This is a genomic window from Sphingobium sp. YBL2 (genome assembly GCF_000943805.1).
Lineage (GTDB): Bacteria > Pseudomonadota > Alphaproteobacteria > Sphingomonadales > Sphingomonadaceae > Sphingobium > Sphingobium fuliginis.
The window spans coordinates 618,819-641,212 of the sequence record NZ_CP010954.1; the positions used below are offsets into that span (position 1 = coordinate 618,819).

20 protein-coding genes and 1 pseudogene are annotated in these 22,394 nt (G+C 65.2%); 11 read left to right on the forward strand and 10 right to left on the reverse strand.

All coding sequences use genetic code 11. The features are described 5' to 3' along the window. Entirely contained in the window at positions 1–918 is a 918-nt protein-coding gene (locus TZ53_RS03010) for a DMT family transporter (protein ID WP_044660371.1), read from the forward strand. A 96-nt stretch (positions 919–1,014) separates the two neighbouring features. Continuing rightward, positions 1,015–2,379 (forward strand): methyl-accepting chemotaxis protein, encoded by a 1,365-nt coding sequence (locus tag TZ53_RS03015; protein ID WP_025547487.1) that lies wholly within the window; start codon positions 1,015–1,017, stop codon positions 2,377–2,379. 281 nt (positions 2,380–2,660) lie between these two features. Here the strand turns inward: TZ53_RS03015 and uvrB are convergent, their stop codons facing one another. After that, positions 2,661–4,844: an excinuclease ABC subunit UvrB gene (uvrB, locus tag TZ53_RS03020; RefSeq protein WP_025547489.1), complete on the reverse strand. Its 2,184-nt coding sequence runs from the start codon at positions 4,842–4,844 to the stop codon at positions 2,661–2,663. Positions 4,845–5,185: 341 nt separating this feature from the next. On the opposite strand from uvrB, the gene TZ53_RS03025 reads away from it, so the two are divergent. Further along, positions 5,186–5,731 (forward strand): DUF3617 domain-containing protein, encoded by a 546-nt coding sequence (locus tag TZ53_RS03025; protein ID WP_044660372.1) that lies wholly within the window; start codon positions 5,186–5,188, stop codon positions 5,729–5,731. A gap of 109 nt (positions 5,732–5,840) precedes the next feature. Continuing rightward, the gene (locus tag TZ53_RS03030) at positions 5,841–6,344 is read left to right on the forward strand and encodes a DUF3617 domain-containing protein (RefSeq protein WP_025547492.1); all 504 of its coding nucleotides are present in this window, start codon (positions 5,841–5,843) and stop codon (positions 6,342–6,344) included. Positions 6,345–6,664: 320 nt separating this feature from the next. Here the strand turns inward: TZ53_RS03030 and TZ53_RS03035 are convergent, their stop codons facing one another. Then, positions 6,665–8,962 (reverse strand): putative bifunctional diguanylate cyclase/phosphodiesterase, encoded by a 2,298-nt coding sequence (locus TZ53_RS03035; RefSeq protein WP_044660373.1) that lies wholly within the window; start codon positions 8,960–8,962, stop codon positions 6,665–6,667. Positions 8,963–9,120: 158 nt separating this feature from the next. Next, positions 9,121–10,881, reverse strand: a complete 1,761-nt coding sequence (locus TZ53_RS03040; RefSeq protein WP_044660374.1) for a fatty acyl-AMP ligase — start codon at positions 10,879–10,881, stop codon at positions 9,121–9,123. Positions 10,882–11,031: 150 nt separating this feature from the next. Here TZ53_RS03040 and TZ53_RS03045 point away from each other — a divergent pair, with 150 nt between their 5' ends. The 4 genes and pseudogenes from TZ53_RS03045 to TZ53_RS27820 form a co-directional block, all read left to right on the forward strand. Further along, positions 11,032–11,556 (forward strand): regulatory protein RecX, encoded by a 525-nt coding sequence (locus tag TZ53_RS03045; RefSeq protein WP_044660375.1) that lies wholly within the window; start codon positions 11,032–11,034, stop codon positions 11,554–11,556. Between the two features lie 49 nt (positions 11,557–11,605). Then, entirely contained in the window at positions 11,606–12,124 is a 519-nt protein-coding gene (locus tag TZ53_RS03050; protein WP_025547498.1) for a DUF192 domain-containing protein, read from the forward strand. A gap of 49 nt (positions 12,125–12,173) precedes the next feature. Beyond that, positions 12,174–12,572: an NADH:ubiquinone oxidoreductase subunit NDUFA12 gene (locus TZ53_RS03055; RefSeq protein WP_025547500.1), complete on the forward strand. Its 399-nt coding sequence runs from the start codon at positions 12,174–12,176 to the stop codon at positions 12,570–12,572. 227 nt (positions 12,573–12,799) lie between these two features. Then, positions 12,800–12,970 (forward strand): annotated as a pseudogene (locus tag TZ53_RS27820) (DUF2155 domain-containing protein); the annotation flags it as partial. Between the two features lie 35 nt (positions 12,971–13,005). Here the strand turns inward: TZ53_RS27820 and aat are convergent. The 6 genes from aat to TZ53_RS03090 form a co-directional block, all read right to left on the reverse strand. Continuing rightward, positions 13,006–13,770: a leucyl/phenylalanyl-tRNA--protein transferase gene (gene aat, locus TZ53_RS27825; RefSeq protein ID WP_044660376.1), complete on the reverse strand. Its 765-nt coding sequence runs from the start codon at positions 13,768–13,770 to the stop codon at positions 13,006–13,008. A 116-nt stretch (positions 13,771–13,886) separates the two neighbouring features. Further along, the gene (gene queA, locus TZ53_RS03070; protein ID WP_044660377.1) at positions 13,887–14,921 is read right to left on the reverse strand and encodes a tRNA preQ1(34) S-adenosylmethionine ribosyltransferase-isomerase QueA; all 1,035 of its coding nucleotides are present in this window, start codon (positions 14,919–14,921) and stop codon (positions 13,887–13,889) included. 111 nt (positions 14,922–15,032) lie between these two features. Next, the gene (locus TZ53_RS03075; RefSeq protein WP_044660378.1) at positions 15,033–15,809 is read right to left on the reverse strand and encodes a peptidylprolyl isomerase; all 777 of its coding nucleotides are present in this window, start codon (positions 15,807–15,809) and stop codon (positions 15,033–15,035) included. A gap of 94 nt (positions 15,810–15,903) precedes the next feature. Then, on the reverse strand, positions 15,904–16,416 hold the full coding sequence (gene coaD, locus TZ53_RS03080) for a pantetheine-phosphate adenylyltransferase (protein WP_025547507.1): 513 nt from the start codon (positions 16,414–16,416) through the stop codon (positions 15,904–15,906). 4 nt (positions 16,417–16,420) lie between these two features. Next, positions 16,421–17,341 (reverse strand): polyprenyl synthetase family protein, encoded by a 921-nt coding sequence (locus tag TZ53_RS03085; RefSeq protein WP_044660379.1) that lies wholly within the window; start codon positions 17,339–17,341, stop codon positions 16,421–16,423. A 26-nt stretch (positions 17,342–17,367) separates the two neighbouring features. Further along, positions 17,368–17,628, reverse strand: a complete 261-nt coding sequence (locus TZ53_RS03090) for an exodeoxyribonuclease VII small subunit (RefSeq protein ID WP_025547511.1) — start codon at positions 17,626–17,628, stop codon at positions 17,368–17,370. Positions 17,629–17,795: 167 nt separating this feature from the next. On the opposite strand from TZ53_RS03090, the gene TZ53_RS03095 reads away from it, so the two are divergent. Next, the gene (locus TZ53_RS03095; protein ID WP_025547512.1) at positions 17,796–18,176 is read left to right on the forward strand and encodes a hypothetical protein; all 381 of its coding nucleotides are present in this window, start codon (positions 17,796–17,798) and stop codon (positions 18,174–18,176) included. 160 nt (positions 18,177–18,336) lie between these two features. On the opposite strand, the gene TZ53_RS03100 is transcribed toward TZ53_RS03095, so the two are convergent. After that, entirely contained in the window at positions 18,337–18,765 is a 429-nt protein-coding gene (locus TZ53_RS03100) for a DUF805 domain-containing protein (RefSeq protein ID WP_025547513.1), read from the reverse strand. A 105-nt stretch (positions 18,766–18,870) separates the two neighbouring features. Between TZ53_RS03100 and purL the strand changes: the two genes are divergently transcribed. Together purL and purT are read left to right on the forward strand one after the other, a co-directional pair. Beyond that, on the forward strand, positions 18,871–21,048 hold the full coding sequence (purL, locus tag TZ53_RS03105; protein WP_044660380.1) for a phosphoribosylformylglycinamidine synthase subunit PurL: 2,178 nt from the start codon (positions 18,871–18,873) through the stop codon (positions 21,046–21,048). Positions 21,049–21,131: 83 nt separating this feature from the next. Continuing rightward, a complete protein-coding gene (purT, locus tag TZ53_RS03110; RefSeq protein ID WP_044662818.1) occupies positions 21,132–22,301 on the forward strand; it encodes a formate-dependent phosphoribosylglycinamide formyltransferase in 1,170 nt (389 codons plus the stop codon). The last annotated feature ends 93 nt before the right edge of the window (positions 22,302–22,394 follow it).

Sequence of the window (22,394 nt, forward strand, 5' to 3'; positions counted from 1 at the left end):
ATGGCGTTTCCCATCTGGCTTCCGGCGACGCTGCTGGCGGGAGCGACGCAGGCCTGGCGGACGGCGGTGCAGCGCCGGGTCAGCAAGGAACTGTCCGTCAACGCGGCGGGTCTGGTGCGCTATCTCTACGGCCTGCCCTTCGCGCTGATGCTGCTGGCGGGCTATCGGCTGATCTATCCCGGCCCGCTCCCCTCGCCCGATCCATCGTTCCTGCTGTTCTGCCTGGGGGGCGGACTGGCGCAGATCGTCGCGACCAATTTGCTGATCATGGCCTTCGCCCATCGCAATTTCGTCGTCGGCACGGCTTATTCCAAGACGGAGGCGGTGCAGGGGGCCATCCTATCCTTCCTGCTGATGGGGGAGCGTCTGCCTCCCTTGGCCTGGGCGGGGATCGGCTGCGGCGTGGCGGGCATCATGCTGCTGTCGGTCGGCGGCAAAAAGCCGGGCTTCCTCCGCGCGCTGGGGCAACCGGCCGCGCTGTGCGGCATCGCCTCTGGCTTCTTCTTTGCGCTGACCGCGATCGCCATCCGGCGGGGAACGCAGGAGGTGGACGCCGGTGGCGCGAACGCGGACCCGGTCCTGGCCGCGCTGATCGTGCTGGTCGTGACGGTCGCGATGCAGACGGTGATGCAGGGCGGCTTCCTGCTGCTGCGCGAGCCCGGCGAAATGCGCAAGGTGCTGCACGGCTGGCGCATTTCGGGGCAGGTCGGGCTGTTGTCCGCCCTCGGTTCGGCATGCTGGTTCACCGGCTTTGCGACTGCGCCGGTCGCGCTGGTGCGGATCGTCGGGCAGGTGGAGGTCGCCTTCACCCTGGGCTTCGGTCATTTCTACCTGGGCGAACGGATGAAGCAGAGCGAGGTCATGGGGCTGGTGCTGGTGGCCACCGGTGTCGTGCTGGCGCTGACTGGCGCGCTATAACGGCCCACCGCATCGATAACGGATATTTTACCAACGTCCGATAGCCCGGACGGCGTGGAAAACCAGGCAAGAACCCGGAACGTCGAACAGGCGGTGATGAAGGTGGCCAAGCTGTCCGGCGACCTGGGCATCCGCACGCTCGACCTGCAGGCGGACATCAGCGAGCTGGCGGATCGCGTCACCAATCAGGCCCGCACGATCGAGGCGATCAGCGGCGCGGCGGCGCAGCTTTCCCGGGATGGCGAAAGCGTGTCGCTGGCGGGACAGGATGCGCGCGAAAAGGCTGTGGCCGCGCGGAGCATCATCCAGGATTCCGGGCGTCAATTGTCGGACGCCAACAGCAATTTCGTCGACCTGATCGAGCGGGTGAGCAGCGTCCACGCACAGCTTGACGGTTTTCGCGAGGCGCTGAAGACCGTCGCCCATGTCACCAGCGTGATCAGCGGCATCGCCAGCCAGACCAATTTGCTGGCGCTCAACGCGACCATTGAGGCGGCGCGCGCAGGCGATGCCGGGCGCGGCTTCGCCGTGGTGGCCGCAGAGGTCAAGAAGCTGGCGCAGGAAACCGCGACCGCCACCCAGACCATCGATCAGTCCATCGGAGCGCTGACCGGCGAGGCGGGCAAGATGCTGGAGGGCATCGTCCACGGCGCGGAAACCGCGCGCACGGCGCTTAACGACACCAAGAATATCGAACTGCTGGTCGAACGGCTCGGCGCGCTGATGGAAGACCTGTCCAGCAACAGCGAGGGGGTGGCCGAACGCATCGCCTCCATCGTCGGATCGGCGGGCGAGATTCGCGGTGGGCTGGCGGCGCTGGCGAGCACCTCCACCGACAATGCGGGGGGCCTGCAAAGACTGTCCGGCCGCATCTCGACCGCCAGCGACGACACCAACCGACTGTTGCAACTGGTGGCGGAAAGCGGCGTCGAGATACCCGATACGCCCTATATCGATTTCTGCCTGGATGCCGCGCAGGCGGTAAGCGACGCGCTGGAACTGGCCGTTGTCGAGGGCCGGCTGACGGAAAGCGAATTGTTCAGCGAATCCTACATGCCGATCCCCGGCACGCAGCCGGTGCAATATAGCCATCCGGTCCAGCCGGTGCTGATCCCCGCTGCGCGGGTGCAGCAGGAAAGGGCGCGCGTCTTTCCGGGGCTGTTCGGCATGACCTTCACCGACCGCAACAGCTTCGGCGCGGTCGCGATGCCGGAACGGTCGCATCCGCAGCGGCCGGGCGACGACAACTGGAATTTCGAATATTCGCGCCAGGGCCTGATCTTCGATTTCCCCGACACGCGCGAGCAGTGCAGGATCACCCAACCCTTCTGCATCAAGGCCTATCGGCGGCTGAACGCCGTGGGTGAGGTCATATTGCTGAAGCAGGTCATCGCCTCCATCCATGTTCGAGGACGGCATTGGGGGATTTTGCAAATGGCCTATCAGGACCAGGACAGGTGAGATTTTCGGCCTGAAGGGTCGGGAGCGGCCTTCGCCGCGTTCGGAAGAGGGAGCGGCGTATGGAAGCCCCGTTCAAACGCCATGATCTACGGAAGGCGGGTGGATCGCGGCCATTCCGCTATTCTTGAGGCACAAAGTGCTCCTGCGAAGGCGGGAGCCCAGTTTCCACGGTGCAATGGTCCACAGACGGCGGAACCGCGCTCTGACGAACCATGCGTCTTGTTCGAGCGCCTTCGAGGAGCATGGCGGGTTCGAACAAGAAGCGGACGGTTCCCCGGCCCCTAACGTCCGAACTTCTTCTGCACCTTCCCGTAGCGCAGTTTGCGCGTTCCCGGCTTGCCCTCGGTCGCCCGTCCTCGCGGCGCCGCCACCTGCTGCCCGGCGGGCAGGCCAAGCTCTTCCGCCTCCAGCTTGCGGATTTCGTCCCGGATGCGTCCGGCCTCCTCGAACTCCAGGTCCGCCGCCGCAGCCCGCATCTGCTTTTCCAGATCCTCAATATAGGCGCGCAGATTGTGGCCGACGAGGTGCGGCCTGTCCTCCAGCCCGGTGTCCACCGTCACCTGATCCTTCGACGCGACATGGGCGATGATGTCGCCGATGTTGCGCTTGATCGTGGTGGGCGTGATGCCATGTTCCAGATTATAGGCCATCTGCTTCTCGCGGCGGCGCGACGTCTCGTTGAGCGCCCGCTCCATCGATCCGGTGACGCGGTCGGCATAGAGGATCACCCGTCCCTCGACATTGCGCGCCGCGCGCCCGATCGTCTGGATGAGCGAGGTTTCGGAGCGCAAAAAGCCTTCCTTGTCCGCGTCGAGGATCGCGACCAGCCCGCATTCGGGGATGTCCAGCCCCTCGCGCAGCAGGTTGATGCCCACCAGCACGTCATAGACCCCCAGCCGCAGGTCGCGGATCAGCTCTATGCGCTCCAGCGTCTCGACATCGCTGTGCATGTAGCGGACCTTGATCCCCGCCTCATGCATGAACTCGGTCAGATCCTCGGCCATGCGCTTGGTGAGCGTCGTGACCAGCGTGCGATAGCCCTTCTTCGCCGTCTCCTTCGCCTCATGGATCAGGTCGTCCACCTGGTCCTCCACCGGCTTGATCTCGACAGGCGGGTCGATAAGGCCGGTCGGGCGGATCACCTGTTCGGAGAAGGTGCCGCCGGTCTGCTCCATCTCCCACGACCCGGGCGTTGCGGAGACGCTGACCGTCTGCGGCCGCATCGCGTCCCATTCGTTGAAGCGCAAGGGCCGGTTGTCGATGCAGCTCGGCAGGCGGAAGCCATATTCGGCCAGCGTGATCTTCCGCCGATGGTCGCCCCGCGCCATCGCCCCGATCTGGGGCACGGTCTGGTGGCTTTCGTCCACGAACAGCAGCGCATTTTCCGGCAGATATTCGAACAGCGTCGGCGGCGGCTCGCCCGGCAGACGGCCGGTCAGGAAACGCGAATAATTTTCGATCCCCGCGCAGGAGCCGGTGGCAGCGATCATCTCCAGGTCGAAATTGGTCCGCTGCTCCAGCCGCTGCGCCTCCAGCAGCTTGCCCTCGGCCTGCAATTCCTTCAGGCGCTCCGCCAGTTCGAAGCGGATCGCCTCCATCGCCTGCTTCAGCGTCGGGCCCGGCGTCACGTGGTGCGAATTGGGAAAGACCTTCACAAAGTCCAGGCTCGCGACCTTCTTGCCGGTCAGCGGGTCGAATTCGACGATGTCCTCTATCTCATTGCCGAAGAAGCTGACCCGCCAGGCGGTGTCCTCATAGTGCGACGGGAAAATCTCCAGATTGTCGCCCTTCACCCGGAAATTGCCGCGCGCGAACGCCGCGTCGTTGCGCTTGTACTGGAGCGCGACCAGCTTTCGGATGATCTCCCGCTGGTCCTCGACCTGCCCCTTCTTCATCGCGAAGGTCATGGCCGAATAGGTTTCGACCGAGCCGATGCCGTAGAGGCAGGACACCGACGCCACGATCAGCACATCGTCGCGTTCCAGCAGCGCACGCGTGGCCGAATGGCGCATCCGGTCGATCGCCTCGTTCACGCTCGACTCCTTCTCGATATAGGTGTCGGAGCGGGGCACATAGGCTTCGGGCTGGTAATAGTCGTAATAGCTGACGAAATATTCGACGGCGTTTTCCGGGAAGAAGCTCTTGAACTCCCCATAAAGCTGCGCGGCCAGTATCTTATTGGGCGCCAGCACCAGAGCGGGCCGCTGCAACGCCTCGATCACCTTCGCCATGGTGAAGGTCTTGCCCGATCCGGTGACGCCCAGCAGCACCTGGTCCTTCTCGCCAGCCAGCGCGGTTTCCACCAGTTCGGCTATGGCGGTCGGCTGGTCGCCCGACGGCTCATAGTCCGACACCAGTTTGAACGGCCTGCCACCCTCGCTCTTTTCCGGGCGCGCGGGGCGGTGGGGGACGAAGCCTTCGCCGGTCTCCGGCTCGTCCAGCGTGGTGCGGATCTGGATAGACATAAGCGGAATATGGGGCCTTTGGCTTGAGACGCAATCGGCTTCACGCTCTCTTGTGCCGGGAAGCGGCAAAGCCGTACGCCTCCGCCCTTTCAGGGCTTCGGTTCGAACAGCCCTTCGGACGGCGACGGATAGACCGCCGGCTGGTCACCCTGGCGCGCGAAGAGCCGAAGTAGGCCCTTCTCCATCTTCCCAGTCCATCAACGCTCACCCGATTGTCGAACACGCATAGCATCAGAATTAGAACAAATAAAGAACATATGGCTTGCCCATTCCGCATTGCATCCTCCCCCTCCCTTGATATGGTCGCGCCCTAAACGGCGTGGAAACAGGGAGAAAAGCTTATGCGTCCGACACTCTCCATCCTGATCGGCATGACGGGAGCGACCGCCCTGCTCGCGGCGTGCGGCGAAAAGAAGGCGAGCGAGCCGCAAACCCGCGAGGAGGTCCGCCAGGAAGTGCAGAAGGTCCAGCTCAAGCCCGGCCAGTGGGAGGGCAGCTATGAGCTGGAGGACATCGACATGCCGAACATGCCCGGCGGCGGCGACCAGATGAAAGAGCAGATGAAGAAGATGATGAGCCGCACCTCGATCAAATATTGCGTCTCGCCGGAGGAAGCCGCCAACCCCAGCGGCAAGATGTTCTCGGGGCAGGAGAACAAGGATTGCGCCTACAAGGGCTTCGACGCCAGCGGCGGTTCCGTGAAGGGCGAGATAAGCTGCAAGTCGCAGGGCGGCACGATGAACGCCGTCATGTCCGGCAGCTATGCGCCCGAAAGCTATGAGATGCACATGGACATGAAGATGACCGGTGCGCCCAATGGCATGAACATGAGCATGAAGGCCAGGACCAGCGGCAAGTGGATCGGCACGACCTGCGCGGAGAAGTAAGGGCAGGCGATGTGAGCGAAGCGCCTGCAGGCGATAGCAGATTCCTCTTGCGCTTTGCACGGCTTGGCGCGAGCCTGCACCGGTTCCAACAGAGAACAGGGGAGAGGATATGCAGAAATTCGCGCTGGCGGCCTTGCCGCTTGGGCTTGCTCTCGGCTTGGCCGCCTGCGGCAGCAAGCCGGAACCCGCGCCCGAAACGACCGAAGCGCCGATCGTCATGAAAGCGGGCGAATGGGCGCTGACGCGCAAGACAACCGGCTATAATACCCCCACCGTCACCCCGGCCGAATATCAGGCCGCGCTGAAACAGGTGAGCGAGGACAAGACCTGCATCGCCGTCGATGCCGCCGGCGTGCCGGACGCCAATGCTCTCGCCGGGGATGAGGGCAAGAACTGCACCTACAAGGACAAGCTGATCCGCAAGGGGCGCCTGATCGCTACGCTGAGCTGCACATCCGGCAAGGGCACATCCGAAATCGTGCTGGAGGGCAATTTCACCGCCGATACGCTGACGCTGGGCAGCACCATGACGAGGACCGAGGGCGGCCAGCCCGTGCTGCGCACCACCCATGACGTCACCGGCAAGCGTGCAGGGGAATGCACCAAGGCGTGACGATAAGGACCGGGCGAGGTTCTCCAACTGTGCCCGGTCCGCAAAGTCCGACGGCGCGGCGTCTTCCTTTCGCGGGATCGCCGGCCTTTCGGAGCCTGGCGCGCGGCCCTCGCGGCGATCGAAGGCTCCCGGCCATTATCGCAAGCGCGGGGATGCTTTCCCGAGGCGATGGAATTACGGATCGAGAGCGGCGGATAAGGGGCGGGCCGAGAGCAGCATGGGGGCGAACATGCTGCCGCGACGGACGGGCAAGACTGCGCCATGTTCGATGGACTCCGGAGCGCATCTTGGGTCGCGTCCTTCCATCGCGGCGATGAAGCCTAGGCCCGGGCGCGCACCTGATGTCCGGGGAAGAGCGCCGCCGCGTCGGCCGCCGGCATGGGCCGCCCGAAATAGAAGCCCTGCACCTTGCGGCAGCCCAGGCCCCTGACCATGGCCAGTTCGGCCTCCGTTTCGACGCCCTCCGCCGTGGTCGCCATGCCCAGACTGTCCGCCAGCGTGACCACCGCGCGGATGATCGCCAGGCTTTCCGCCCTGTTGTTCGCCGCGCCCACGACGAAGCTGCGGTCGATCTTGATCGTGTCGAAACGTGTGCGGCTGAGATAGCCAAGCGAGGAATAGCCCGTCCCGAAATCGTCGAGCGACAGCCGAACGCCCAGCCCCCGCAACTGATCGAGTATCTTGAGCGCCCCGGTATCGGCGTTGACGAACACGCTTTCGGTGACTTCCAGCTCCAGCCGCCGCGCCTCCAGCCCGCTCTGCGCAAGGGCGGACACCACCGCACCGACAAAGCTCGGATGGACGAGCTGCTCGGCCGAGACATTGACCCCGATGCGCACGCCGTCGGGCCAGCATGCCGCTTCCTTGCAGGCGGTCCGCAGCACCCATTCCCCGATCGGTCCGATCAACCGGGCTTCTTCCGCGACCGGAATGAATTTGGCTGGCGAGATCGGCCCCATGTCCGGATGGGTCCAGCGCACCAGCGCCTCGAACCCGACGACAATGCCCGCCTGCGCCTCCACCACCGGCTGGAACAGCACGTGCAGCTGGTTCTTCTCCAGCGCGTCGCGCAGCGCGAGTTCCAGTTGGCGGCGCTCCTCCGCCTGCGCATGCAATTGCGGTTCATAGGCGCAATGCACGCCGCCGCCATCGCCCTTTGCGCGATAGAGGGCGAGGTCCGCGCTGCGGATCAGCGCCTCCGATTCATGGCCATCCTGTGGCGACACCGCCGACCCGACGGATGCACCGACGTAAAGCGTATGTTCGTCCACCTGATAAGGGGCTGAAAGGCCGTTGATGATCCGGGCCGCGAGCCTGTCGACGCCGTGATTGTCCCCCAGTTGCGGGATGACGACGGCAAATTCGTCGCCGCCGATGCGCCCGCAAAATTCCGCGCCGGAACAGATATGCCGCAATCGTCGCGCCACCTGGGTCAACAGCTTGTCACCGATCTGGTGGCCCAGCGTATCGTTCACCGCCTTGAACCGGTCCAGGTCTATCATCAGGAAGGCGCAGCCGCCGCGCCCTGCGCCCGCCGTCCCGCCGCCGCCCATGGCCTGATCCAGCACATCGCGCAGATGCGTGCGGTTGGGCAGGCCGGTCAACGGGTCGAACCGCGCAAGCTGCGCGATCCGTTCCGCCGATTCCTTCTGTTCGGTAATATCCGAGCCGACACCCCGGAAGCCGAGAAAGGCGCCGCCCTCGTCATAGCGGGGCGAGGCGGACAGTTCCCACCAGCGCACATCCCCCTCCAGCTCGACCGGCAGGACGATGTTGCTGAAGCTTTCCCGCCGCTTCAGATGATCCGCCAGCGCATGCAGCTCGGTCGGGAACAGGCCGCTTTCCCAGGCATTTCCAGCCAGCAGTTGCACCAGCAGCACGCCTTCCACTTCGGCCGGTGTACGGCCGAGCATTTCGGCAAGGCGCGGCGACACGCCGCTCAACCGCCGCGCGGGATCGGTCTGCCACAGCCAGTCGGACGCGCCATGTTCATATTCGCGCAGCAGCAGGCTGACGACCTCGCTCTTTTCCTCCAGTTGCACGCTGGCGCTGTGCTGCCGGGCGAAGGTCCGTGCATAAAGGAAGCAGCCGACCAGCAGCGACAGCGCATAGCTGGTGGCAAGGGCAAGCAGCGGCGTCTGGTCGCGCGGATCGAACAGCGCGCCAAGCCCGACGATGCAGGGCAGCAGGAAGCCGGTCGCCGCCAGCGGAGTGGCGGCATAGCTGATCGCGCCGCAGACCATGATGCAACTGATCAGCGTCCAGTGCGCCACCAACTGCGCGGCGCCGTGCCCGGACGAGAGCGTCATCATGCACGCCGCCCAGACGAGGCCGTGAAGCAGGCCGGTGAAGCCATGGACCCTGAGATCGGTCGCGCTTGCCGCCGCGCCATTGCGCCTGCGCCGCAGGATGGCGCCGACGGCCATGGAAAGGACCAGCGCGGCGCTCCAGACCATCAGCCCCGGCACGGAGCCGTGATCGCCGAAGACCTGCCACAGGAACAGCAAGCCGAAGAGGTTCATCGCCTGCCTCAGCAGCGCGACATGATCGGCCGAGCGCAATTGGGCGGCAAGGACGCGCTCCGCCGCATCGCCCGGCACGACGGCAAGACCCATCATCGCCCGAAGCGATATTCGCTCCCGCGAAGCCTGTTCAGAAGATGGCCCTTGCCCGCGTCTCACCCGGCCGGATTAACAGCAAGCGGTTATCAATCCGTAACGGCCGTCAAAAGCAGATGAAAAAAGCGGCCCCCGGCCGGTCGGTTCGCGGCAAAGGGTCAGGCGGCGATGTCGTAGGGCCGGATTTCGCCGGTCAGATAGAGGTTGCGCGCCTTCGACCGGCTGAGCTTGCCCGAGCTGGTGCGCGGCAAAGTGCGCGGCGGCACCAGTTCGACCACGCAGTTCATGCCGGTGATCGCCCGCACGCGTTCGCGGATCTGGTCGCGCAGCCGGGTACGCTCATCATTGTCGGAGGTGCGGCAATGCACCAGCACGGCGGGCGCTTCCTCGCCGCCCGGCGTGGTGATGGCAAAGGCGGCGATGTCGCCCTGCTTGAAGCCGGGAAGCTGCTCCACCGCCCATTCGATGTCCTGCGGCCAGTGATTCTTGCCGTTGATGATGATCATGTCCTTGGCGCGGCCCACGATATAAAGATAGCCGTCACTCAAATAGCCCATGTCGCCCGTGTCCAGCCAGCCGTCGACCATGCAGGCGTCGGTCGCCTCAGGATCGCGGAAATAGCCGACCATGAGCGACGGCCCGGTGGTCCACACCTTGCCGATCTGACGCTCGTTCAGCTTCGCTCCATCCTCGTCCCGGATTTCCACGACCATGTCGCGCGCCGGCTTGCCGCAATTGACGATCGAGCGGAAGCGCTGCGGCCGGCCTTCGGTCGCGTCGCCGCCGGAAAGGTCGGTTTCCTCCACCAGTTCGACGATGATGCCCTCGCCCGGCGGCATGATGGTGACGGCCAGCGTGGCCTCGGCCAGGCCATAGCTCGGCAGGAACGCCTTGGGGCTGAACCCCGCGTCCCCGAACGCATCGACGAAGCTCTGCATCACGTCCGGGCGGATCATGTCCGCGCCGTTGCCCGCGAGCCTCCAACGGGACAGGTCGAAACGATCCTGCGCCTTGGTCTGGCTCGACATGCGGCGCGCGCAAATGTCGTAGCCGAAGGTCGGGGAATAGCTGATCGAGGTGCCCTCGTTCCGGCTGATGAGGTCCAGCCACGCCAGCGGCCGCCGGGCGAAATCCTCGGTCTTCATATAGTCGGTCGACACCTGGTTGGCGACGACGGACAGGAAGCAGCCGACCAGACCCATGTCATGATACCAGGGCAGCCAGCTTATGCAGCGGTCGCTCTCGACCAGTTCCATGCCATGGCTGTGCGCCGCCAGATTGCTGAGCAGCGCATGATGCGTCACCGCCACGCCATGGGGGAAGCGGGTCGAACCGCTCGAATATTGCAGATAGGCGATCTCCTCGCCCTTCGCCTGCGGCAGATCGCAGGGCACGGCTTCCCGCGCGATGAAATCCTCGAAGGCGATGCTCTCGACCGCCTTTTGACGGCCGGATTCCCCCGCCATCTCCTCCAGTTCCTTGGGAAAGAGGAACAGCATCGGGTCGCAGCTCGACAGTTGGACGTTCAACTGGTCGATATAGCTTTCCTTGCCGCCGAAGCTGGTCGGCAGCGGCAGCGGCACCGGCCAGGCGCCCGCATAGACGATGCCGAAGAACAATTGCGCGAAATCCGGGCCCGTCTCCGCCACCAGGGCCACGCGATCCTCCGGCTTCACCCCATGGGCGATCAGCCGGTGGGCGCAGGCGACGGCGTCCTCGCGCAGCTCCGCAAAGGGATAGGGTCGCGCCAGATTCCCCCGCGCGTCGTGAAAGTTCAGGCCGCGCCGCCCGGTCGCAGCATAGTCCAGCGCTTCGCCCAGCGTCTCGAAGTCCGAGAAACGGCGGGGCAGATCGTCGGTGGTTGGCGTCGGTGCCATCATGCTTTGCGAACCCGTCATATTGGTGTCACCCAATGTCATGTTTGTCATATTCCGGCGCGCCGCTAACAGCTTTCAAGCCGCTTTGCACCGGATAGTTGCATTCCAGCTTGGGCTTTTACCCCAAAAGGGGCGGTAAAATTCCGGCCCGACTGTGGCATAATCAAGGCGCAACAGGCATGAAGCATTGCCATGACCGGCAAACGCCCTCCTGCCCCGCTCGATGAAGAGGCCATGCGCGAACTTGCGCTGCGCTATGTGGCGCGCTTCGCCACCAGCCGGGCCAAATTGCTCGCCTATCTGGGCCGCAAGATCAAGGAACGCGGCTGGGGCGGCGAAGACCCCGCCGATCCGCAGGCGCTGGTCGATCGGCTGAGCGAATTGCGCTATGTCGACGATGCCGGCTATGCCGTGATGAAAAGCGGCGCGCTCAGCCGCCGCGGTTATGGCGCCCGCCGGGTCGCGGAAACCCTGCGCGCCGATGGCATAGCGGAAGCCGACCGGGTGGAAGCCCACGCCCAGACCCAAAGGGAAAGCTGGTCCGCCGCCGACCGCTTCGCCCGGCGCAAGCGGATCGGCCCCTATGCCCAGGAACGACCGGACCTAAAGCAGCGGGAAAAATGGATTGCCGCCTTCCTGCGCGCCGGCCATGATTACGCCACCGCCCGCCGCTGGACCGACGCCGCGCCGGGGGAAGTGCCGGAAGCGGATGAGTAACCGCTCAGCACCCTGTTTGTTAACCGCCAGGCTGTGATACCTCACCCCCATGAAGCCCTTTCTCCTCCTTCTGCTTGCAATTCTCCCGGCCGCCTGCTCCCCATCCGCCCCCAAAGCAGAAAACACCGCCGCGCCCACCGCCACCGGGCAAACCACCCTCCTCCCCCTCACCATCCACACCGCCAAAACCGCTCACCGCTTCACCGTCGAACTCGCCCTTACCGAACAGCAGCAGGAACAGGGCCTGATGTTCCGCAAGTCGCTCGCCCCCGATTCCGGGATGCTCTTCCCCATGTCACCGCCCCGCACGGCCAGCTTCTGGATGAAGAACACGCTGATCCCGCTCGACATGCTGTTCATCCACACCGACGGCAGCATCGCCTTCCTGAAGGCCAACGCCGCCCCTTATTCCCGCGAGCCGGTCTCCGCCGGCATCCCGGTCGCCGCCGTCCTCGAACTGCGCGGCGGCAGGGCGGCGGAGCTGGGCATCAGGGAAGGCGACCGCGTCACCTGGGGCGATTGCGACCGGCCGTCCTCGTCAAACCCCCTCAATTTCTGCCCCCGCTGACCAGAACCGCCTTGCCAAGCGCCAGCCGCAACGGCTAAGCGCTTCGCCCATGGGAATCCTTGGCAAGATCTTCACCTGGTGGGATGGCGCGACCATCGGCACCTCGCTCTACACCTCCCGCAAGGGCACGAAGGTGGGTGAGGACCATCAGGGCAATGTCTATTATGAAGGCGGCACCGACCCCAATGGACTGACCCGGCGCTGGGTCATCTATAATGGCGCGAACGACGCCAGCCGCGTGCCCGCCGAATGGCATGGCTGGCTGCATCATTCGATCGAGGGCGCGCCGGAGAGTTTCCTGCCGCCCCCGCGCATCTGGGAAAGGGACTTCACCCCCAACGCCACCGGCACGGCCCAGGCCTACCGCCCCACCGGCGCGCTGGAAAAGGGCGGCCTGCGCCAGAAGGCGACCGGCGATTATGAGGCGTGGAGCCCCGACGCATCATGATGCGGCGCCCGGCGGGACGTTTCCTGCCGATTCTCGGCTGCACCCTGGTACTGGCCGGTTGCGGCGGCGACGATCTGCCGACGCAGAACCAGGGCGGTCCTGTCCGCATCGAGGGGCAGAAGATCCGCAATGGCGACGAGTCTCCCCTCACCGGCACGCCGATGAACGAGCGGGTGGCGGTGATCGGCCTGCTCAACAAGCGCAACGGCATCACCACCGACCTGACGATGAAGCCGGGCGAAGCGCTGCGCGTGGGCGATGCCATTGTTCGGCTGCAGGCCTGCGAAACCACGGCGCCCTGGGAAAATGTGCAGGAAACCGGCGCCTTCGTTCAGCTCGACGTGCGCAGCACCGCCGACAATAAATGGCGCCGCAACTTTTCCGGCTGGCTGTTCCGGGAACGGCCCGACCGCAATGTCGTGCAGCACCCGGTCTACGACGTCTGGGTCAGGAGCTGCACGATGTCATGGCCGGAAACCGGTCCCGATACGGTGAAGCTGGGCGACAAGGGCGAAGTGTCGGACGGCGCGCGGGCCAAGGCGTCCCCGGCAAGCGGCGAAAATGCCAGCTCCGCCCAGACGCCGGAACCGGCCGCCAGCACGCCCCGCCCCGCCCCCAGCGCCACGCCGTCCAACGCGCCCGCCAATGATTGAAGATAGTCGCGCTGGCTGATTTCGATCGCACCCAATGACCGCAGATGATCGGTCATGAACTGGCAGTCGAGCAGGGTGAAACCGCCGAAACGCATGCGGGCGGTCAGCCAGGCCAGCGCCACCTTCGACGCATCGGCGCGCCGCGACACCATGCTTTCCCCGAAAAAGGCCCGCCCCAGCGCCACGCCATAAAGGCCGCCGACCAGTTCCTCCCCCTCCCACACCTCAACAGAGTGGGCGAAACCTATTTCATGCAGATGGCGATAGGCACGCTCGATCGGATGGTTGATCCAGGTGGACGGGCGGTCCGGCGCGGCTTCTGCGCAGAGCCGGACGATGCCTGTGAAATCCCGATTGGCGGTGACCCGAAACCGCTCCCGCCGGATCGTCTTGGCCAGCGAATGGGAGATGTGGAAACCGTCGAGCGGCATGATCGCCCGTCGCTTCGGCTCGATCCAGTACACCTCCTCCGCCTCGCGATCGTCGGACATGGGAAACACGCCGATCGCGTAAGCCTGCAACAGCACCAGCGGGTCAATCGTCATCAAAGAAAGACTTAACGCGAGACAGGGCAGCGCGCCAGTGCGACTTTCATTCCTTGGACCGCCTTGCAAAACGGGAGGCCCCATCCGCGGTCGATGGAGCATCAACATGAGCGGCCTTAAGGCTGGGGCAGAAGCAGGCTGGAATCGCCATAGCTGTAGAAACGATAGCCGCGATCAATGGCGTGCCGATAGACCGACAGCATTTTCTCCGTACCCATCAAGGCGCTTACCAGCATGAACAGGGTCGATTTGGGCAGGTGGAAATTGGTCATCAACCCGTCGACTGCGCGGAAACGATAGCCCGGCGTGATGAATATCCGCGTCTCGTCCGCGAAAGGACGGATGATGCCGTCCTCCCCCGTCGCGCTTTCCAGCAGGCGCAGGCTGGTGGTACCGACCGCGATCAGCCGGCCGCCGGCCGCCCGTGCGGCGTTGAGGCGGTCCGCCGTCGCCTGGTCGATCCGCCCCCATTCGGCATGCATCCGGTGATCGTCCGTATCGTCAGCCTTTACCGGCAGGAAGGTGCCGGCGCCGACATGCAGCGTCAGCGTTTCGGTCCGGACGCCGGCTTTTTCGACCGCTGCCATCAATTCGGGCGTGAAGTGCAACGCCGCCGTGGGGGCGGCGACCGCGCCATCCTCCCGCGCGAACATGGTCTGGTAATCGCTGCGGTCGCGCTCGTCGGTCGGGCGCTTGCTGGCGATATAGGGGGGCAGCGGCATCCGGCCCGCCCGTTCCAGCAACAGCTCGACCGGCTCCTCACCCTCGAAGCGGAGCGTGACGCCACCGTCCTCGTCGCGCGGGCCGGCCACAGCGGTGACGCCATTGCCGAAGTCGATCCAGTCGCCATCGCGCACCCGCTTGGCGTTGCGGAGGAAGGCCTGCCATTGGCGCAGACCCAGCCGCTTGTGGAGCGTGGCGCCGACCCTGGCCTGGCCGCGCATCCCCTCCAATTGGGCGGGAATGACCCTGGTGTCGTTGAAAACCAGCACGTCGCCGGCGCGCAGCAGGTCGGGCAGATCGCGCACGATGCGGTCCTGGAAGGGCGCGTCGCCGGGCACCAGCAGCAGCCGGGCCGCGTCGCGCGGGGAAGCAGGGCGAAGCGCGATGCTTTCAGGCGGGAGGTCGAAATCGAACAGATCTACGCGCATGGTCGAATGCTCTAGAACAGCATATCCAATGCTCCTGCGAAGGCAGAAGCCCAGTTCAGGCGGCGGGACTGGGCTCCTGCCTTCGCAGGAGCACGCATTCACCCGGCCTGACTATTTCTTCTTCGGCGCGGCCGGCTTCCTTGCGGGCGCGGGCTTCTTCGCCAGCGGCGCGACGATCGAGGGCGTGGGCGGAGCAGGCGGCGTCGGCAGTGCCGTCACCGGCGGCCTGCCGTCGCTTTCGATCGAGGCCTGGAGGATGATGGTCGGATCGGCGGGCGGTTCGCCCTGATGGATGGCATCGACATATTGCATGCCCTCGATCACGCGGCCGAACACCGTATATTTCTTGTCGAGCTGCATGCGCGGCAGGAAGACGATGAAGAACTGGCTGTTCGCGCTGTCCTCGCTCTGGGCGCGGGCCATGGAGACGGTGCCGCGCAGGTGCGGCATCGGATTGAATTCGGCCTTCAGGTCCGGCAGCGTCGACCCCCCGGTCCCGTCCCCCTTGGGGTCGCCGCCCTGCGCCATGAAGCCGGGAATGACGCGGTGGAATTTGAGCCCGTTGTAGAAGCCCTGGCGCGTCAGCTCCTTGATCCGCTCGACATGGCCAGGCGCGATGTCGGGACGCAACTGGATGCGCACGCGGCCGCCGCTCGACAGGTCCAGATCCCAGACATTTTGGGGATCGACAGGCACCGTGGCCGGCGGCAGCTTGGAAGCGGGATCGAGGCCGAGCTGCTTGGCGGCCTGCTCCGCGCGCACGGCCGCCTCCTCCTTCTTCATCTCCTCGGCATTGCGCCCACCGCCGCCCTGGGCCAGGGCCGCGCTGCTCGATGCATAGAGAGCGAAACCGATCGCCACGGTCTTGAGCGCCGACGTGAACCGCATGAATGAAGCTTTCCTCAAATTTTGCCCAGGTGCGAACTTGCCCTGATAGCGCCCTCTTCGCGATTGGCAACTGAACGAAGGCTGAGTGGAGCCTTCAGCCCTGCCCTTTCAGGCCGATGGCGGCGACCCGCGCCTCCACTTCCTCGCGCACGGCGGGGCTGACGAATTTGTGGATCGGCCCGCCATAGAGCGCGATTTCCTTGACCAGACGGGAAGCGATCGGCTGCAACGACACGTCCGCCATCAGGAAAACGGTTTCGACCCGGCCGTTGATCTGCTGGTTCATCCCCGCCATCTGATATTCATATTCGAAGTCAGCGACGGCGCGCAGGCCCCGGATGATGACGCTCGCCCCCTGCGATTCGGCAAAGTCCATCAGCAGCGAGTTGAAGCCCGTGACGACGATTTCCGTGTCGATGCCCGCGCATTCGCGCCGCACCATATCCAGCCGTTCATCGTCGGAGAACATCGGAGATTTGGAGATGTTGGTGGTGACGCCGATCACCAGCTTATCGACCAGCTTCGCGCCGCGCCGGATGATGTCCATATGACCCAAGGTGATCGGATCGAATGTCCCGGGATAGACCCCCACCCTCTGCTTGCTCATGCCCCTAACGATCCCTTTCCACGATATAGTCGGCAATGGCGCGCAGCAGGTCGGCCTCCGGCCCGAAGCCGTGCAGATGCGCCTTCGCCTGCTCGACCAGCAGGCGGCCCTGTTCCCGCGCCCGCTCCACCCCCAGCAGGGAGACGAAGGTTTCCTTCCCCGCCGCCGCGTCCTTGCCCAGCGCCTTGCCGGCGAGAACGGCGTCCCCCTCGACGTCAAGCAGGTCGTCCGCGATCTGGAAGGCAAGGCCGATGTCGCGGGCATAGCCGTGCAGGCGCGTCCGCCCCTCCGGCGGGATGCGGGCCATGATCGCCGCCGCATCGACGCAGAAGCCGATCAGCGCGCCGGTCTTCAACTGCTGGAGCCGCGTGACAGTGGGCAGGTCGAAGCTGGTCTTCTCCGCCTCCAGGTCCATCATCTGGCCGCCCGCCATGCCGCTGGTGCCGCTGGCGACGGCCAGCGCCTTCACCAGCTCGACCCGGACGAAAGGATCGGGATGCGTCTCCTCGTCCGCCAGCACTTCGAAAGCCAGATCGTGCAGGCAATCGCCCGCGAGGATCGCCGACGCCTCGTCAAATGCCTTGTGCACGGTCGGCTTGCCCCGGCGAAGATCGTCGTCGTCCATCGCCGGAAGATCGTCATGCACCAGCGAATAGACATGGATGCATTCCACCGCGACGCCAACCCGCAGCGCCGAATCCCGCGAGATGTTGAACAGGTCGCTGGCCGCCTGCACCAGCAGCGGACGCAGCCGCTTGCCTCCGCCCATGGCCGCATGGCGCATCGCTTCGTGCAGGCGCCGGCGCGGGTCGTCGGGAACCGCCAGCAGCGCGTCGAACAGGCGGTCGATGTCGGCCGCCACCGCCGCAGCGCGGTCGGCCACCAGACCAATCGACCGAGGCGAGGCGGAGTCGGGTCCGCTCATGGCCGCCTCTCCCGCACGCTGCACGCTCAGTCCGAACCGAAGGGCTGAGCGCCGGTCACGGCGCCGCCGGCGTCGATCGTCAGCTTGGCGATGCGCGCTTCGGCCGCCTGCAGCCGTTCCATGCAGCGTTTCCGCAGTTCCTCGCCCTGCGAATAGAGCGAAATGGATTCGTCGAGCGGCACATCCCCGCTCTCCAGCCGCCGGACGATCGATTCGAGCGCGCGCAGCGCATCTTCGAACGACATCTGCGACGGATCGCCCTCATGGGTCATGCTGTCTTGCGCCATGTCCCTGCATTGGCGACCCCCGCCCGCCCGGTCAAGCCCGCATGGGCCCTGGGGGCCGATTCCGGCCGCCATTCACGAAAACGTCATGACGTCGCGCCACTGGCTGGCGGACTCGTGGCAGTTTTGCGTTGACGCTTGGCGTGGCTAGTGCACATAGAAGGACCGCTATGAAATATCATCTCCCCCTGATCTCCGTGGCGGCGCTTGCGCTGCTGTCCGCCTGCAACAAGAATGACGAACCCGAAGTGGTGGGCGGCCCCGCCGATCCCATGGCCGAAAAGCTGGCCAATGCCGCTCCCGTCGAACTGCCGCCGATGGTGAAGGAAAGCCATCAATATCGTTGCAAGGACAACAGCCTGATCTTCGTCGACTTCATGAGCGACGACAAGACGGTGAACGTGCGCACCGAAAAGGACGGCGCCCCCACGAAGCTGACCGCCGCCGAGGCGGGCAAGCCCTTCGAAGGCGGCGGCTTCAAGGTCGAGGGCTCGGGCAAGCAGATCACCGCCACCCTGCCGGGCAAGAGCGCGCTGAGCTGCAAGGCCTGATCCTTTCCGTTTTCCTGCAAGTACGGGCCGGCCCTCCCCATGGAGGCCGGCCTTTTTCTTTGGGTTTGCGAGAATGTGGCCAATCGACGCCATTCCCCTCCCGCCTGCTGGAGGGGGAATGGCTTGAACCGCCCAATCATGCACGCCCGGACCGACGCGCTCAACGCAATTCCGGCTCTCCCACCTCGACCGGATCGGGGCCGAAGCGGTTGGGCCCCCGCGTGCCGCTCATGATGAAGAAGATCAGCAGGACGATGCTGCCGATGATCGGGAAGAAGACGATCAGCAGCCACCAGCCGCTGCGGTCGGTATCGTGCAGGCGGCGGACGGAAACCGCGATATGGGGAATGATCATCGCCAGTGTGAACAGCCCCGTCAGCGGACCACCGCGGGTGCTGTAGCCCGCGCCCGCCCACCAGGGGCCGCGCTGGAACCAGTGATCGGTCGTGCTGAGGCCCAATATCCCCTCGACCATCGCGACGCCGATATAACAGAGCAGCAGGAACAGGACGAACATCCAATATTCGCGCGGCCGCGCCCGGCCGGAGAATTTGGCGTAGCGACGAAGCGGCAACAGCATCCATTCCATGGGCAACTCCCCTTTTTTTCGTCCGGCCGGGAAAGCTATCATGTTTTCGCCCGGGCGCGAGCCTCAGCATTGTCTATCGGGCGCTCCCCCGCTAAAGGCGCGCACATGTCCAGCACCGCATCCCAGATCACGCCGCAGGTCGTCGCAGACCATGGGCTTTCCCCGGAAGAATATGATCGCGTCCTGAACGCGCTCGGCCGGGAGCCGAATCTCACCGAACTCGGCATTTTCTCGGTGATGTGGTCGGAGCATTGCTCTTACAAAAGTTCGCGGATCCATCTGAAGAAGCTGCCCACGGAAGGGCCGCAGGTCATTTGCGGCCCCGGTGAAAATGCGGGCGTGGTGGACATCGGGGACGGCCAGGCCGCGATCTTCAAGATGGAGAGCCACAACCATCCCAGCTATATCGAACCCTATCAGGGCGCGGCGACGGGCGTGGGCGGCATTTTGCGCGACGTCTTCACCATGGGCGCGCGGCCGGTGGCGAACATGAACGCGCTGCGCTTCGGGCGGCCCGACCATCCGAAGATGAAGCACCTCATCAGCGGCGTGGTGCATGGCATTGGCGGCTACGGCAATTGCGTCGGCGTGCCGACCGTGGGCGGCGAGGTGAATTTCCACCCCGCCTATGACGGCAACATCCTGGTCAATGCGATGACCGTGGGCGTCGCGGAAACGGACAAGATCTTCTATTCCGCCGCTTCGGGCATCGGCAATCCGATCGTCTATGTGGGTTCGAAGACCGGCCGTGACGGCATCCATGGCGCGACCATGGCCTCGGCGGACTTCGGCGACGACGCCGACGCCAAGCGCCCGACGGTGCAGGTCGGCGATCCCTTCACCGAAAAGCTGCTGATCGAAGCCTGCCTCGAACTCATGGCATCCGACGCGATCGTCGCGATCCAGGACATGGGCGCGGCGGGCCTCACCTCCTCCTCGGTGGAAATGGCGTCCAAGGGCGGCGTCGGCATCCAGCTCAACATGGACGATGTGCCGCAGCGCGAAACCGGCATGACCGCCTATGAGATGATGCTGTCGGAGTCGCAGGAGCGCATGCTCATGGTGCTCCAGCCGGGCAAGGAAGCCTTTGCCGAAGCCATTTTCCGCAAGTGGGAGCTGGACTTCGCCGTGATCGGCCATGTGACGGATACCGGCCGCATGGTGCTGGTCCACAAGGGCGAGACGGTGTGCGACATTCCGCTGGCTCCGCTGGCCGACGATGCGCCGCTCTACGACCGTCCGGCGATGGCGAAGGATGAATATAAGGCCTGGTCGGGCGTGCAGCCCTTGGGCGAGATCAGCGAGAGCGCCGACATCGGCGCCGATCTCGTCAGGCTGATGGGATCGCCTGACATCGCCTCTCGCCGCTGGATCTGGGAGCAGTACGATCATATGGTGGGCGCCGACACGGTGCAGCGCCCCGGCGGCGACGCGGCGGTGGTGCGCGTCCATGGCACGCGGAAGGGCATAGCGATCAGCACCGACTGCACGCCGCGCTATTGCTATGCGGACCCCTATGAGGGCGGCAAGCAGGCGATCGCGGAATGCTATCGCAACATCAGCGCCGTCGGCGCGACGCCGCTCGCCGTGACCAATTGCCTGAACTTCGCCAATCCGCAGCGGCCAGAGATCATGGCGCAGTTCACCGGCTGCCTGGAAGGCATGGGGGAGGCTTGCCGCGCGCTGGATTTCCCGATCGTGTCGGGCAATGTCAGCCTGTACAATGAATCCAAGGCGACCGGCGGCGGATCGGCGATCCTGCCCACCCCGGCGATCGGCGGCATCGGCCTGCTCCAGGACATCGACGGGATGGCGACCGTGGCCTTCAAGAATGAGGGCGACGCCATCTGGCTGATCGGCGGGGAAGGCAGCCATCTCGGCCAGTCGATCTGGCTGCGCGAGATTGCCGGCCGGGAAGCGGGCGAGGCGCCGAAGGTCGATCTGGCGGCGGAGCGTGCCCATGCCGAAACCGTCCGGGCGCTGATCGCGGAAGGCAAGGTCAATGCGGTGCATGACATTTCCGACGGCGGCCTGCTGGTCGCGGTGACGGAAATGGCGCTGGCCGGGAAGATCGGGGCGGAGCTGAGCATCGCCCTTACGACCGCCAGCGCCTTTGGCGAGGATCAGGGCCGGTACATCGTCGCCGCCGCCCAGGGGGTGGACATTCCAGGCGCGCTTCGCATCGGCACGACTGGCGGCGACAAGGTGGCGGGCGTGGCGCTGGCGGACCTGCGCAGCGCCCATGAGGGCTTCTTCCCGGCACTGATGGACGCTGAACTTTAAAGAATAGAAATGACGTGTTCCTGCGCCGACAGGAGCACGCTGCGCTGAATGCGCTGAAGATGTCCATTCCGAGGAGTCCCGCCATGGCCTTTACCGCGAAGATCCTCCTTCTGGGCTCGGGCGAACTGGGTCGTGAATTCGTGATCTCCGCCAAGCGCCTCGGCGCGCAGGTCATCGCCTGCGACAGCTATGCGGGGGCGCCTGCCATGCAGGTGGCGGACGGGTTTGAAGTCTTCTCCATGCTTGACGCCGACCTGCTCGCCAAAGCCATCGAAAAGCATCGGCCCGACTTCGTGGTCCCCGAAATCGAGGCGATCCGCACCGAGGTCCTGGCCGATTTCGAGGCGCGCGGCGTGACGGTCGTCCCTTCGGCCCGCGCCACCATCATGACCATGAACCGCGACCGCATTCGCGAAGTCGCCGCGGTCGAACTGGGGCTGCGCACCTCCCGCTATCGCTACGCCGAAACGCTGGAGGAAGTGCGGGCGGGGGCGGCGCATACCGGCCTTCCCTGCGTCATCAAGCCGGTCATGTCCTCATCCGGCAAGGGCCAGAGCACGGTCCGCACGATTGAAGAACTGGAAGCCGCCTGGGACTATGCAGTCGCGAACATGCGCGGCGACCGCAGCCGGGTGATCGTCGAGGAATTCATCGCCTTCGACTATGAGATCACGCTGCTGACCGTGCGCAGCCGTGACGGCGTCAGCTTCTGTCCGCCTATCGGCCATCGGCAGGAACGCGGCGACTATCAGGAAAGCTGGCAGCCCACGCCCATGTCCGGCGGCGCGCTGGCCGCCGCCCAGGACATGGCGCGCAAGGTGGTCGACAATCTGGGCGGCTACGGCATTTTCGGCGTGGAATTCTTCGTGAAGGGAGAGGATGTCATCTTCTCCGAACTCTCGCCCCGGCCGCACGATACCGGCATGGTGACCCTGATCTCCCAGAACTGGAGCGAATTCGATCTTCACGCCCGCGCGATCATGGGCCTGCCGGTGCCGGAAGTGACGCTGCATGGGGCCGCGGCTTCGGCGGTGATATTGGCGGATCGGGAATCGGATGACTTTCGGTTCGAAGGATTGGCCGAAGCGCTCTCGACGCCCGGTGGGGAAGTCGATCTGCGGCTGTTCGGCAAGCCGACGACCCGCCACTATCGCCGCATGGGCGTCGCCCTGGCCCGCGCGATCGACGCAGACCAGGCCCGCGCCGTCGCGGCCGAGGCTGCATCGAAAGTGCGGATCATCCATGGTCGATAGGGCGGTTTCCCGCCATTAGGCCCCTCGCCTTGAAGGCGAGGTGTCAACATCCGCAACTGGCCCAATCTTGCCAATCCCGCATGGCATCCCAAC

Bases quoted from the DNA above. Each gene is read 5' to 3' on its own strand.
- TZ53_RS03090 (WP_025547511.1), bottom strand. From the start codon at position 17,628: ATGGCGCAAGACAGCATGACCCATGAGGGCGATCCGTCGCAGATGTCG.
- queA (WP_044660377.1), bottom strand. From the start codon at position 14,921: ATGCGCGTAGATCTGTTCGATTTCGACCTCCCGCCTGAAAGCATCGCG.
- TZ53_RS03030 (WP_025547492.1), top strand. From the start codon at position 5,841: ATGCAGAAATTCGCGCTGGCGGCCTTGCCGCTTGGGCTTGCTCTCGGC.
- TZ53_RS03085 (WP_044660379.1), bottom strand. From the start codon at position 17,341: ATGAGCGGACCCGACTCCGCCTCGCCTCGGTCGATTGGTCTGGTGGCC.
- TZ53_RS03075 (WP_044660378.1), bottom strand. From the start codon at position 15,809: ATGCGGTTCACGTCGGCGCTCAAGACCGTGGCGATCGGTTTCGCTCTC.
- TZ53_RS03050 (WP_025547498.1), top strand. From the start codon at position 11,606: ATGAAGCCCTTTCTCCTCCTTCTGCTTGCAATTCTCCCGGCCGCCTGC.
- TZ53_RS03010 (WP_044660371.1), top strand. From the start codon at position 1: ATGGCGTTTCCCATCTGGCTTCCGGCGACGCTGCTGGCGGGAGCGACG.
- TZ53_RS03040 (WP_044660374.1), bottom strand. From the start codon at position 10,881: ATGACATTGGGTGACACCAATATGACGGGTTCGCAAAGCATGATGGCA.
- TZ53_RS03015 (WP_025547487.1), top strand. From the start codon at position 1,015: ATGAAGGTGGCCAAGCTGTCCGGCGACCTGGGCATCCGCACGCTCGAC.
- uvrB (WP_025547489.1), bottom strand. From the start codon at position 4,844: ATGTCTATCCAGATCCGCACCACGCTGGACGAGCCGGAGACCGGCGAA.
- purT (WP_044662818.1), top strand. From the start codon at position 21,132: ATGGCCTTTACCGCGAAGATCCTCCTTCTGGGCTCGGGCGAACTGGGT.
- aat (WP_044660376.1), bottom strand. From the start codon at position 13,770: ATGACGATTGACCCGCTGGTGCTGTTGCAGGCTTACGCGATCGGCGTG.
- TZ53_RS03035 (WP_044660373.1), bottom strand. From the start codon at position 8,962: ATGATGGGTCTTGCCGTCGTGCCGGGCGATGCGGCGGAGCGCGTCCTT.
- TZ53_RS03055 (WP_025547500.1), top strand. From the start codon at position 12,174: ATGGGAATCCTTGGCAAGATCTTCACCTGGTGGGATGGCGCGACCATC.
- TZ53_RS03100 (WP_025547513.1), bottom strand. From the start codon at position 18,765: ATGGAATGGATGCTGTTGCCGCTTCGTCGCTACGCCAAATTCTCCGGC.
- TZ53_RS03045 (WP_044660375.1), top strand. From the start codon at position 11,032: ATGACCGGCAAACGCCCTCCTGCCCCGCTCGATGAAGAGGCCATGCGC.
- TZ53_RS03025 (WP_044660372.1), top strand. From the start codon at position 5,186: ATGCGTCCGACACTCTCCATCCTGATCGGCATGACGGGAGCGACCGCC.
- purL (WP_044660380.1), top strand. From the start codon at position 18,871: ATGTCCAGCACCGCATCCCAGATCACGCCGCAGGTCGTCGCAGACCAT.
- TZ53_RS03095 (WP_025547512.1), top strand. From the start codon at position 17,796: ATGAAATATCATCTCCCCCTGATCTCCGTGGCGGCGCTTGCGCTGCTG.
- coaD (WP_025547507.1), bottom strand. From the start codon at position 16,416: ATGAGCAAGCAGAGGGTGGGGGTCTATCCCGGGACATTCGATCCGATC.